The following is a 12,433-nucleotide window of genomic DNA, read 5'->3' on the forward strand; positions in this document are numbered from 1 at the left end:
GGTAATTATGGGTAAAGCTCTCGTAATAGTTGAGTCCCCGGCAAAAGCCAAAACTATTAATAAGTATTTAGGGAATGACTACGTGGTTAAGTCCAGTGTCGGTCACATTCGTGATTTGCCGACCAGTGGTTCAGCCAGCAAGAAGAGCGCTAACTCAACCGAAGATAAAACCAAGACAGAAGACAAACCCAAAAAGAAAGTTAAAAAGGACGAAAAGGTTGCGTTGGTAAACCGTATGGGCGTTGACCCGTATCACGGTTGGAAAGCGCAGTATGAAATCCTGCCCGGCAAAGAGAAAGTGGTTGCCGAGCTAAAAGCTTTAGCGGAAAACGCCGACCACATCTATCTCGCAACCGACCTTGACCGCGAAGGAGAGGCTATTGCCTGGCATTTGCGGGAGGTGATTGGCGGTGACGATAAGCGTTTTAGTCGCGTGGTTTTTAACGAAATTACTAAAAATGCTATTCAGCAAGCGTTTAACCAACCGGGTGAGTTGAATATCAACCGGGTTAACGCTCAGCAGGCTCGCCGCTTTATGGATCGCGTGGTGGGCTACATGGTTTCTCCACTGCTATGGAAGAAAATTGCTCGCGGTTTATCCGCTGGGCGAGTGCAATCCGTAGCGGTACGTTTGGTGGTTGAGCGCGAAAAGGATATTAAAGCCTTTGTTCCTGAAGAATACTGGGAGCTGCATGCTGACCTGTTGGCCAAAGGTGAAATTCCAATTCAAATGGAAGTCACCCATGCGCACAATAAACCGTTCAAACCGGTTAATCGCGAACAAACTCATGCGGCGCTCAAGCTGCTTGAAACTGCGCGTTATAAAGTACTGGATCGTGAAGATAAACCGACCAGTAGCAAACCGGGTGCGCCTTTCATTACGTCTACCTTGCAGCAGGCGGCCAGTACCCGTTTGAGCTTTGGCGTGAAGAAAACCATGATGATGGCGCAGCGTCTGTATGAAGCGGGTCATATCACCTATATGCGTACCGATTCAACCAATTTGAGTCAGGACGCGCTGACCATGGTGCGTGGCTATATCGGCGAGAATTTCGGCGAAAAATACCTGCCGTCAGCGGCTAATCAGTACAGCAGCAAAGAAAACTCTCAAGAGGCTCATGAAGCTATCCGTCCATCGGATGTCAACGTGTTGGCCGAGCAGTTGAAAGACATGGAAGCGGATGCGCAGAAACTGTATCAGCTGATTTGGCGTCAATTTGTCGCCTGTCAGATGACGCCGGCGAAATATGATTCCACTACGCTCACGGTGCAGGCGGGTGATTATCAGTTGCGTGCCAAAGGGCGAACCCTACGCTTTGACGGTTGGACCAAAGTCATGCCGGCGCTGCGTAAAGGCGATGAAGATCGCACCTTACCGGTGATTGAGGTCGGCAGTGAACTGGATCTGCAAAAACTGATTCCTAGCCAGCACTTTACCAAACCGCCAGCGCGTTACAGCGAAGCTTCTTTGGTTAAAGAACTGGAAAAACGCGGTATTGGCCGTCCTTCTACCTACGCGTCTATCATTTCTACCATTCAGGATCGTGGATACGTTCGAGTGGAAAACCGCCGATTCTATGCGGAAAAAATGGGTGAAATCGTCACCGACCGTCTGGAAGAGAACTTCCGCGAGCTGATGAACTATGATTTCACCGCCCGTATGGAAAGTGGTCTGGATCAGGTCGCCAACGATCAGGCTGAGTGGAAAGCGGTACTCGACGAGTTTTTTGCCGAATTTAGCGAACAACTGGAAACCGCGGAAAAAGATCCTGAAGACGGCGGGATGCGCCCGAATCAGATGGTGATGACCAGCATTGATTGCCCGACCTGTGGCCGTCAAATGGGGATTCGAACCGCGAGCACCGGCGTATTCCTCGGTTGTTCTGGCTATGCCTTACCGCCGAAAGAACGTTGTAAAACCACCATTAACCTGGTGCCGGAAACGGAAATACTGAACGTTCTCGAAGGGGATGATGCGGAAACTAACGCCTTGCGCGCCCGTCGTCGCTGCCAGATTTGTGGCACCGCTATGGACAGCTATCTGATCGATACTCACCGTAAACTGCACGTGTGTGGTAATAACCCGGCTTGCGAAGGTTATGAGATCGAAGAAGGTGAATTCCGCATTAAGGGTTATGAAGGCCCAATCGTTGAGTGCGAGAAATGTGGCTCCGAAATGCACCTGAAATTAGGGCGTTTTGGCAAATACATGGGCTGTACTAACGACGAGTGCAAGAATACACGTAAAATTTTACGCAGCGGCGAAGTGGCTCCACCTAAAGAAGATCCGGTGCCGCTTCCTGAATTACCGTGCGAAAAATCCGATGCTTACTTTGTATTACGTGACGGTGCGGCGGGCGTATTCCTGGCGGCTAACACTTTCCCTAAATCTCGCGAAACCCGCGCGCCGTTAGTGGAAGAATTAGTACGCTTTAAGGACCGTTTACCGGAGAAACTGCGTTATCTGGCCGATGCGCCGGTAACGGATAAAGAAGGTAACAAAACCCTGGTTCGCTTCAGTCGTAAGACCAAACAGCAGTATGTTTCGTCAGAGAAGGAAGGGAAGGCCACGGGTTGGACGGCGTTCTATATCGACGGCAAGTGGGTTGAAGCCAAAAAATAAGGCAGTTTTTGTGGCGCTGTGATTGCAGCGCTATGCCTGTTAATAAAACCAGTCTTTGTGGCTGGTTTTTTTATGGGCTAAGTAGGAGTAGTGCTTTATAGTTTTAACAATCCGACTATTTTCGAAATATGATCGACTTATTTTTTTTGATAATGATGAGTATGGCAAGATTGTTGGCCATTGTTTTTTTATTGTTAAGTTCTATACAGCGCTAAGCAAAATGTTATAGTGGTTATATTAAAACTTTTCTTATCGTTAAAAGATATTATAAAGTCGCTTCCAGTACTGTTGGCATAATAGCGTTAATGGTTTTTTACTTAATAACTATTTGGCTTACCAGGGTGACACCGATATACCAAACTGTGAGATGATCACAGCGTTCAACCTAGGATGGTATAGATATGAAATTGCAGCAGCTACGTTACATCGTTGAGGTGGTAAACCACAATCTCAACGTCTCCTCGACCGCTGAAGGCTTGTACACTTCCCAGCCGGGAATCAGTAAGCAAGTCAGAATGTTGGAAGATGAACTGGGTATTCAGATTTTTGCCCGTAGCGGTAAACATTTGACGCAGGTTACGCCGGCTGGTCTGGAAATTATCCGTATTGCCCGCGAAGTATTATCGAAGGTTGATGCGATTAAAGCCGTTGCCGGTGAACATACTTACCCTGATAAAGGCTCACTGTATGTTGCGACCACTCACACTCAGGCTCGTTACGCTTTACCCAATGTGATTAAAGGTTTTATTGAACGCTATCCGCGGGTGTCACTGCATATGCATCAAGGCTCGCCGACCCAAATTGCCGAGGCAGTATCCAAAGGCAGCGCCGATTTTGCGATTGCCACCGAAGCTCTGCATCTGTATGACGATTTGATTATGCTGCCGTGCTACCACTGGAATCGCGCGGTGGTGGTCAAACCGGATCATCCGTTGGCAGGAAAAGCGCACGTCACTATTGAAGAATTGGCAGCTTACCCTATTGTGACCTATACCTTTGGTTTCACGGGGCGCTCCGAACTGGATACCGCTTTTAATCGCGCCGGACTGACGCCGCGAATCGTCTTCACCGCCACCGATGCCGATGTGATTAAAACCTATGTACGCCTTGGTTTAGGGGTTGGGGTTATCGCCAGCATGGCGGTTGATCCGATTCAAGATCCTGATTTGGTCACGGTAGACGCCCGCGATATCTTTACCTATAGCACCACCAAGATTGGTTTCCGCCGCAGTACTTTCCTGCGCAGCTACATGTATGATTTTATTCTACGTTTTGCACCGCACCTGACCCGTGATGTGGTGGATAATGCGGTTGCTTTACGTTCAAATGAAGATATTGAAGCCATGTTTAAAGATATTAAGCTGCCGGTCAAGTAAGGGCATCATCTTTATTCTTGAACGCGTGAATCGCATAGTCGTTAATCGCGTAGCCACCGTAGAAACCGAATGCTCAGGCCTTCGGTTTTTCTTTTTTTAAGGTGAAAATAAAACATCCATTTTTACTAAAAATAGATATTATGAGTTTCAACCGGTCAAAGATTATTGATATAAATATTATCGGATATTTTAATAATTGTCGACAATCAATAATTAATGAAATGTTTAATCTGAAATGAGCGTTTTATAATAGACGTAGGCATTATATTACTTATTCTCACCTCTATAAATTAGAAAGTATCTTATTGGAGGTAACTATGAAAACAACGCTGCAAAGGCCTTCTGTTATAAAATATGCACCACAGTCATCTGCGATAAATAAAAAACAGACTAACGATGTGCATTGGCGAAAAAACATGATGAAGATTTATTCCGATACTATCACTGGGGTAAAAAACATCAGTGGTATAGAACAATGCGGTATTGCTGAAAGATTGGTGACGAAACTAAAAGAAAATGGAGTGATACCTCCAGAACAAGACGTTATGTTCAAAAAGAATTATTTCTATTTGCCACTGTATAATGAAGTTTCAGTGCGTCAGGTTATTGATAAAAATAGCTCAAGAATACTATCAGGCAAGGAACCTTACCCTATTGTTTTGGCCGACCCGAAACTGTTTTGCAATACGGCTTTGGCCGCGTTGGCTAAAAATAAAAGTAAAGATATGGACAGCGAGAGTAATGAAAAACGATTTCAGAAACTGGGCGGTTGCTTAACTAAAGAGTTGATTAAGATTAATTACAATAAAAATCCAGACGAATTTAGATCGTTGGGGCGTTATCTGGCATTGAAAAAAACTCAATACATTCGCCTGGACGAAGTGAATCCATCTTCTCTGGGGAAGCTCTATATCGCCGGATACGGTAAACCGGAGGGTGAACTCTCAAAATTGGCTAAATATACGTTAGAAAACTTTAATTTATCGACGGCCAATCTGGTGACTAAAGATCTCCTGCCATTATTAACCGCCGCGGGGCTACCTGTTGATATCAGAATGCTACAAATGGAAAGTGCCGAATCCGCAGATAGCGAAAAGCCTTTAGCTCAATATATGAGTAACGCGCTCTCTGATGCTGGCGTCCCGGCCAGAGTGTTTGGTTATAGAGGTACTTCCGTCCTGAATGAGTTACATCATATTCACTCAACCCGTGCGGTGAAAAATCCCATCGATAATAATTTTATAAAATATGACCTTTATCGCGCCAGCGATGTACGCCAAGAATTTTTACCGCAGAAAAAATCGAAAAAAATGTAGATAATCCTATTGTTTACTCTGACTATAGAGTGAGTAAATTTTTTTCGCTGACTGTTAAATGATTATTCTGCTATTTTCAGACATTTTTTAAGGCGGCGATTGATAATGTGGTTGGTAAAAAACCCTATTATTATTTGTGTATCTAAAATGGCGATGGAGTCACCGAAGGGTAATCAAGAAAATTTGGTGGTTACTCGCGGTGTCAATATCACTGATTCTACTTAAAATTAGCCGGTTTTTCTTTCAACATCACATTCGTGGCAATCGGTTCTGCTGCTAACACGGTCAAGCCAATAAAAACCAAATACGATATAGACTGGCCGATTTTTAATGATGAGATGATAAAAATGCCTTCTCGATGAATAGCATCAGAATATGGCAAGGGAAAGAACGCTACGGGATATTTTCACCTCATCCAACCACCGTGTTTAATTAAGATTTATATCACTGTCGTTTAAAAAATAATTAAATTCAATTATTGAGATAAAAGAGTTCCACCCTGATTCGAAAACGTCAGTCGCGGGGTAATAGATCTCAGTCATAAACGTACGACTTGGAAAGCGTCTCGGGGCGGTACGGTAGAAACAGGCGTTTTCATTTTTATCAGTGCGATCGGTAATTGTCCTCCATATTTTCCTATTGTCATACTGAATTATCCTTACGCAAAGGATCTGATTTCCCGGTAAAAAACACCTTTAATCGATTTTACCTATCGCTATAGACAAATGCGTTGTTATCAGAATGTTAACCTATCTTTGTGTTATATTTAAATCAAACCCTATAACCGAGCGGGTTATTCTCCGCCGGACTGCACCAATATCCCAATAAAAACCCTCTGTACAGAACAACAAAGGAGCCGCTATGTCGTTGGATCTACGAAAAACGAGTATGACCACGCTGGTCGCGTTAGGTACGGAATATCACTATTACAGCTTGCCGAAAGTGGCTCCGCTGTTAGGTGATATTGACCGGCTACCTAAATCTATGAAAGTCCTGCTGGAAAATCTATTACGCCACATCGATGGCGATACGGTACATGAAGAGGATCTGGCGGCCGTCGCTGATTGGCTGAAGGATGGACATGCCGATCGCGAAATTGCCTATCGGCCCGCGCGCGTGCTGATGCAAGATTTCACTGGTGTACCGGCCGTGGTCGATTTGGCCGCGATGCGGGAAGCTGTTCACCGTTTGGGCGGCGATGTCAATCAGGTTAATCCGCTGTCACCGGTCGATCTGGTGATTGACCATTCGGTTACCGTTGATGAATTTGGCGATAAAGACGCCTTTGGGGAAAACGTCCGGCTGGAAATGGAACGCAACCACGAACGTTATATCTTCCTGCGTTGGGGGCAAAAAGCCTTTAATCGCTTCCGCGTGGTGCCGCCGGGCACCGGTATTTGTCACCAAGTGAATTTGGAATACCTGGGGCAAACGGTGTGGCAGGAACAGCAGGGCGATAAACGGGTTGCCTATCCGGATACCTTGGTCGGAACCGATTCTCACACCACGATGATTAACGGCCTGGGGATTCTAGGCTGGGGCGTCGGCGGGATTGAGGCGGAAGCGGCGATGTTGGGCCAACCGGTATCCATGCTGATTCCTGATGTGGTGGGGTTCAAGCTGACGGGGAAAATTCGCGAAGGCATCACCGCCACCGATTTAGTGCTTACCGTCACCCAAATGTTGCGAAAACACGGGGTGGTGGGGAAATTTGTTGAATTCTACGGCGACGGACTGGCCGATTTACCTTTGGCTGATCGAGCCACTATCGCCAATATGTCGCCGGAATACGGCGCAACCTGCGGTTTCTTCCCGGTCGATGAGGTCACGCTGAGTTATATGCGCTTGAGCGGGCGCAGCGATGCGCAAATTGCACTGGTAGAAGCCTATAGCAAGGCACAGGGGCTTTGGCGTCATCCGGGGGATGAGCCAGTGTTTACCAGTTCATTATCTTTGGATCTCGGTAGCGTGGAATCCAGTCTGGCCGGGCCGAAACGGCCGCAGGATCGCGTGGCGTTGCCGAAAGTCCCTCAGGCGTTTAACGCTTTTGGCGAGTTGGAAATTGAGGGTAAGAAAGATAAGGTTGAGCAGATTGAGTTTTCACTGAACGGGGAAAATCATCAGCTGGAAAATGGCGCTGTAGTGATTGCGGCCATTACTTCCTGTACCAATACCTCAAACCCGAGCGTACTGATGGCGGCGGGTTTGCTGGCTAAGCGCGCCGTAGAAAAAGGGTTGAAAACCAAACCTTGGGTAAAAACGTCTTTGGCCCCTGGTTCGAAAGTCGTGACCGAGTATCTTAATTCAGCGGGATTAACGCCTTATCTGGATAATCTGGGCTTTAATCTGGTGGGCTACGGTTGTACTACCTGTATTGGCAACTCCGGGCCATTACCGGATCCAATTGAAAAAGCTATCAAAATCGGTGATTTAACCGTCGGTGCCGTGCTGTCAGGTAACCGTAACTTCGAGGGACGCATTCATCCGCTAGTAAAAACCAACTGGCTGGCTTCACCGCCGTTGGTGGTGGCCTATGCGTTGGCAGGGAATATGAAGCTGGATCTCACGACCGAATCCTTAGGGGAAGGTCATGATGGTAAGCCTGTGTATCTGAAAGATATCTGGCCGAGTGGAAAGGAAATTGCCAAAGCGGTGGAAGAAGTTAAAACCGAAATGTTCCGCAAGGAATATGCGGAAGTCTTTAGCGGAGACAAGAACTGGCAGGCTATTGTGGTAGAAAGCACTCCGACCTACGATTGGCAGGCTGATTCTACCTATATTCGCCATCCTCCCTTCTTTAGTGATATGAAGGCGGAACCTGAACCGGTGCAGGATATCCAGAATGCGCGGATTCTAGCGATTTTGGCGGACTCTGTCACCACCGACCATATTTCTCCCGCAGGCAATATCAAACTAGATAGTCCGGCTGGCCGCTATTTGCGGGACCGCGGTGTGGAAATCAAGGAATTTAACTCCTACGGTTCGCGTCGAGGAAACCACGAAGTCATGATGCGCGGCACTTTTGCCAATATTCGTATCCGCAATGAAATGGTACCGGGAGTGGAAGGGGGAATGACGCGACATATTCCTTCAAACAATATCATGGCGATTTATGACGCGGCGATGCAATACCAGCAGGAAAAAGTGACGCTGGCGGTGATAGCCGGTAAAGAATACGGTTCTGGCTCCAGCCGCGATTGGGCTGCGAAAGGGCCGCGTTTGTTAGGTATTCGCGTGGTGATTGCCGAATCCTTCGAGCGTATTCATCGTTCTAATCTGATTGGGATGGGCATTTTACCGTTGGAATTTCCGCAGGGCGTAACCCGTAAGACTTTAGGGTTAAGTGGGGATGAAACCATCAGCGTGAGTGGAATGCAGAATCTGAAACCGGGGCAACAGGTGCCGGTGACGCTGACTTACGCCGATGGTCGACAGGAAATCGTCAATACTCGCTGTCGTATTGATACCGGTAATGAGCTGATCTACTTCCAGAACGATGGCATTTTACACTATGTCATTCGCAAGATGCTGTAATCCGCTAGGGTAGGTAGGTGACGTTGTAACGAAAAGGGTGGCAATTAGGCCACCCTTTGTAGGCGCACGTCTAAGGTGCAGCTCTATGTGCAGATGATTATATTGCGCGCAATACTTATGATTTGACTAATATTTATGTCGATAATAATTGAAGGATAAAATGTAGGGATAAAAACCTATCGGCGGTAAAACCTCGCCTGCATTATTTGCTGAGCAAATGCCCCATTTTAGCCGCTTTGGTCGCCATATAATGTTCGTTTTTAGGATTACGACCCACTAAAAGCGGCACGCGTTCAACGATGTTAATTCCGGCTTCAGTCAGAATTTCGACCTTCTTCGGGTTGTTAGTCAATAAGCGAATTTCTTTGATATCCAATAGTTTATAGATGTCAGCACACAGGGTGAAATCGCGTTCATCGGCGGCAAAACCCAGCTGATAGTTGGCTTCCACGGTATCTGCACCCAAATCCTGTAGCGCATAAGCGCGGATTTTATTTAACAAGCCAATATTGCGACCTTCCTGACGGTGATAAATCAGCACTCCACGGCCTTCTTCCGCGATTTGAGCCAGCGCGGCTTCCAACTGGAACCCGCAATCGCAGCGTAAACTGAACAGGGCATCGCCGGTCAGACATTCGGAATGAACCCGGGAAAGCACCGGTGTGTTACCTGAAATATCACCAAAAATCAATGCCAGATGGTCGTGACCGGTTGCCAGTTCTTCAAAACCGACCATCAAAAAATCGCCCCACGGAGTAGGCAATTTGGCTTCTGCTACACGTTTTAGCTGCATGTTAGTGTTCATATTAATACATCAGGCTCTTATACAATTATTGTAGCGCATCCTACTTTCAGATTCGCGGTTTAACCAGTGAAACGCTCGAATTATAACTTTCGCTACACTTGATTATTTATATTGCCATAAGTTCAAATTATTAGCTGTTCAACAAATGAGCGATGAAAGAGAGGGTAACAGATAACTTCGCTATCCAATCAATTTTACGTATATTATCAATGAAGTAAAAATGGCCTGCGGCTAAGATTAAGGCTGAGTAAAGAAAAGGATATTTGATGTTAAACATCGCAAAGCGAATCATGATTGGGACTGTTCTTTTATTACTTATGCCCATAGCGGTCTGGATCTCCGGTTGGCATTGGCAGCCCGGCGCATCCGGATTTTGGCTTAAAGGACTTTTTGCGCTAACGGAGACTGTCACCGCACCTTGGGGTATCGCGACCAGCGTTATCCTGAGCGGTTGGTTTTTGTGGTGTCTGCGTTTTCGCCTTAAACCGGCAGTGGGTCTGCTGATGATATTAACGTTGGTTATTGTTTTCGGGCAGGGCGTGAAATCTCTGATTAAAGAACAGGTGCAGGAACCGCGCCCGTTCGTGGTCTGGCTGGAAAATCAGAATCACTTAACCAGTGAAGAGTTCTACCAGTTGCCTCGTAAAGAACGCAGCGCGATGGTGAAAGAGCAGCTTCAGAATCAAACGCTGGTACCAAAATGGCTGGTCAAACACTGGCGCTTTGAAACCGGATTTGCTTTTCCCTCCGGACATACGGTTTTTGCGGCAACCTGGGCATTGTTGGGCGTTGGGTTGCTTTGGCCACGCCGTCATTACAAAACCGTCGGATTATTAATGGTATGGGCGACGGGCGTGATGGGTAGCCGTCTGGTGCTAGGCATGCATTGGCCGCAGGATCTGATTGTCGCGACCTTAATTAGTGGTTTGCTGGTGGCACTGGCCACGATGGGGGTTCAGCGTTGGATCGGCCCATTGACTATTCCGCCGCAAGAGCAAAAAGAAATTGAGCAGCGAGATCAACGGTTATAATCAGGGGTTATGGAAATCTGATTGACGGCGCTATTGGCTTTTGGTTACAGACGCCCCATATCTTTACTTTGGCTTATAATTGCGGGCGTTTCTCATTATTTTTTAAATGAAAGCGGTAAAAAGTCAAAATAGCGTTCAAGATCGTGCTTTATCGCGCTTCAGGGTTTATTTGCGCACAGGGTCAGTGTTAATTTATAACGTCATGTCGCCACTTTTTTGGCATAATTCGTCGGGTAATCCGGCCTATGGGAAAGAACGTGAAATATTTGCTGATTTTTTTGTTAGTACTGGTTATTTTCGTGATATCAGTCACGTTAGGGGCGAATAACGATCAGGTTGTTACCTTTAACTACTTATTGGCTCAGGGCGAATACCGCGTATCAACGTTATTAGCAACATTGTTTGCCATTGGGTTGATCTTGGGTTGGATTATTTGCGGCCTGTTTTATCTACGTGTCCGCATTTCTCTGGGACGAGCAGAGCGCAAAATCAAACGGCTTGAACTGCAACTGGAACAACCTGCTGAAGATCGTCACTCTGCGACTCAGCCTGCTGTCAGCAAGGAATAATTCTCTATGTTAGAACTGCTGTTTCTGCTGTTGCCCGTGGCTGCCGCCTATGGCTGGTACATGGGTCGCAGAAGCGCTCAGCAGGATAAACAACAGGATGCCAACCGCCTGTCTCGTGAATACGTGGCAGGGGTTAATTTCCTTTTATCCAATCAGCAGGACAAAGCGGTCGATCTCTTTCTCGATATGTTGAAAGAGGACAGCTCCACCGTTGAAGCGCATCTTACTTTAGGTAACCTTTTCCGTTCGCGTGGTGAAGTTGACCGCGCCATTCGTATCCATCAGGCTTTGATGGAAAGTGCATCACTGACCTTTGAACAACGCCTGCTGGCCATTCAGCAATTAGGCCGCGACTATATGGCCGCCGGGCTGTATGACCGCGCCGAAGACATGTTTACCCAACTGATTGAAGAAGCTGACTTTCGCGTTGGAGCCTTACAGCAACTTCTGGTTATCCATCAGGCCACCAGCGATTGGATCAAAGCCATTGAAGTCGCAGAAAAACTGGTGAAGTTGGGCAAAGATAAGCAGCGTAGCGAAATTGCGCATTTCTATTGCGAACTGTCGTTGCAAGCCATGGGAAGCGACGATCTGGATAAGGCGATGGGGTTGCTGAAAAAGGCTGCCAGCGCCGATAAAGACTGCGCCAGAGTGTCAATAATGCTTGGGCGCGTTCATATGGCGCGCGGCGATTTTGCCAAAGCCGCGGAAGCTTTACAGCAAGTGCTGGAACAGGATAAAGAAGTGGTCAGCGAGGCGCTACCGATGCTGCACGATTGCTACCAGCATTTACAGCAACCGCAGGCGTGGTCTGATTTCCTGAAGCGTTGCGTAGAAGACAATACCGGCGCCACCGCTGAGCTGATGCTGGCAGAAATTCTGGAACAGCAAGACGGGCGCGATGTGGCACAGGTATATATTAACCGCCAGCTACAACGCCATCCAACCATGCGGGTATTCTATCGTTTAATGGATTACCATTTGGCTGATGCGGAAGAAGGGCGAGCCAAAGAAAGTTTGCTACTGCTGCGGGATATGGTGGGCGAGCAGATCAGAACAAAACCGCGCTATCGCTGCCATAAATGCGGTTTTACCGCACATTCGCTCTATTGGCACTGTCCATCTTGCCGCGCCTGGGCGTCGGTCAAACCGATTCGTGGGCTGGATGGGCAATAATCG

Annotated in this window: 8 protein-coding genes; 7 read left to right on the top strand and 1 reads right to left on the bottom strand. The window is 47.1% G+C overall.

Annotation, left to right across the window (positions count from 1 at the left end; genetic code table 11):
* The first annotated feature begins 7 nt into the window (after window positions 1-7).
* From topA to acnA, 4 genes are all read left to right on the top strand, one after another.
* Window positions 8-2,623 carry a type I DNA topoisomerase gene (topA, locus tag ACQ4OC_RS03230; protein WP_064513656.1) on the top strand — a complete coding sequence of 872 codons (2,616 nt, stop codon included), beginning with the start codon at window positions 8-10 and terminating at the stop codon, window positions 2,621-2,623.
* 401 nt (window positions 2,624-3,024) lie between these two features.
* The gene (gene cysB, locus ACQ4OC_RS03235; protein WP_064513658.1) at window positions 3,025-3,999 is read left to right on the top strand and encodes an HTH-type transcriptional regulator CysB; all 975 of its coding nucleotides are present in this window, start codon (window positions 3,025-3,027) and stop codon (window positions 3,997-3,999) included.
* Window positions 4,000-4,316: 317 nt separating this feature from the next.
* On the top strand, window positions 4,317-5,315 hold the full coding sequence (locus tag ACQ4OC_RS03240; protein ID WP_120805466.1) for a hypothetical protein: 999 nt from the start codon (window positions 4,317-4,319) through the stop codon (window positions 5,313-5,315).
* Window positions 5,316-6,176: 861 nt separating this feature from the next.
* Window positions 6,177-8,849: an aconitate hydratase AcnA gene (gene acnA, locus ACQ4OC_RS03245; RefSeq protein WP_064513663.1), complete on the top strand. Its 2,673-nt coding sequence runs from the start codon at window positions 6,177-6,179 to the stop codon at window positions 8,847-8,849.
* A gap of 202 nt (window positions 8,850-9,051) precedes the next feature.
* On the opposite strand, the gene ribA is transcribed toward acnA, so the two are convergent.
* The gene (ribA, locus tag ACQ4OC_RS03250) at window positions 9,052-9,642 is read right to left on the bottom strand and encodes a GTP cyclohydrolase II (protein WP_064513665.1); all 591 of its coding nucleotides are present in this window, start codon (window positions 9,640-9,642) and stop codon (window positions 9,052-9,054) included.
* Window positions 9,643-9,920: 278 nt separating this feature from the next.
* Here ribA and pgpB point away from each other — a divergent pair, with 278 nt between their 5' ends.
* The 3 genes from pgpB to lapB all read left to right on the top strand — a co-directional run bounded on the left by pgpB (window position 9,921) and on the right by lapB (window position 12,430).
* Entirely contained in the window at window positions 9,921-10,685 is a 765-nt protein-coding gene (gene pgpB, locus ACQ4OC_RS03255; RefSeq protein WP_064513666.1) for a phosphatidylglycerophosphatase B, read from the top strand.
* A gap of 257 nt (window positions 10,686-10,942) precedes the next feature.
* Complete coding sequence (locus tag ACQ4OC_RS03260; RefSeq protein ID WP_064518255.1) at window positions 10,943-11,254, top strand: LapA family protein; 312 nt, start codon at window positions 10,943-10,945, stop codon at window positions 11,252-11,254.
* Between the two features lie 6 nt (window positions 11,255-11,260).
* On the top strand, window positions 11,261-12,430 hold the full coding sequence (gene lapB / locus ACQ4OC_RS03265; protein ID WP_064513668.1) for a lipopolysaccharide assembly protein LapB: 1,170 nt from the start codon (window positions 11,261-11,263) through the stop codon (window positions 12,428-12,430).
* Window positions 12,431-12,433: the final 3 nt, after the last annotated feature.

Origin of the sequence: Yersinia sp. J1, assembly GCF_050586585.1 — a bacterium.
In the GTDB taxonomy this organism is placed as follows: domain Bacteria; phylum Pseudomonadota; class Gammaproteobacteria; order Enterobacterales; family Enterobacteriaceae; genus Yersinia; species Yersinia entomophaga.

What these genes read in the sequence shown, in the direction of transcription:
- topA (WP_064513656.1), top strand. Translation starts at nt 8, where the DNA reads ATGGGTAAAGCTCTCGTAATAGTTGAGTCCCCGGCAAAAGCCAAAACT.
- cysB (WP_064513658.1), top strand. Translation starts at nt 3,025, where the DNA reads ATGAAATTGCAGCAGCTACGTTACATCGTTGAGGTGGTAAACCACAAT.
- ACQ4OC_RS03240 (WP_120805466.1), top strand. Translation starts at nt 4,317, where the DNA reads ATGAAAACAACGCTGCAAAGGCCTTCTGTTATAAAATATGCACCACAG.
- acnA (WP_064513663.1), top strand. Translation starts at nt 6,177, where the DNA reads ATGTCGTTGGATCTACGAAAAACGAGTATGACCACGCTGGTCGCGTTA.
- ribA (WP_064513665.1), bottom strand. Translation starts at nt 9,642, where the DNA reads ATGCAGCTAAAACGTGTAGCAGAAGCCAAATTGCCTACTCCGTGGGGC.
- pgpB (WP_064513666.1), top strand. Translation starts at nt 9,921, where the DNA reads ATGTTAAACATCGCAAAGCGAATCATGATTGGGACTGTTCTTTTATTA.
- lapB (WP_064513668.1), top strand. Translation starts at nt 11,261, where the DNA reads ATGTTAGAACTGCTGTTTCTGCTGTTGCCCGTGGCTGCCGCCTATGGC.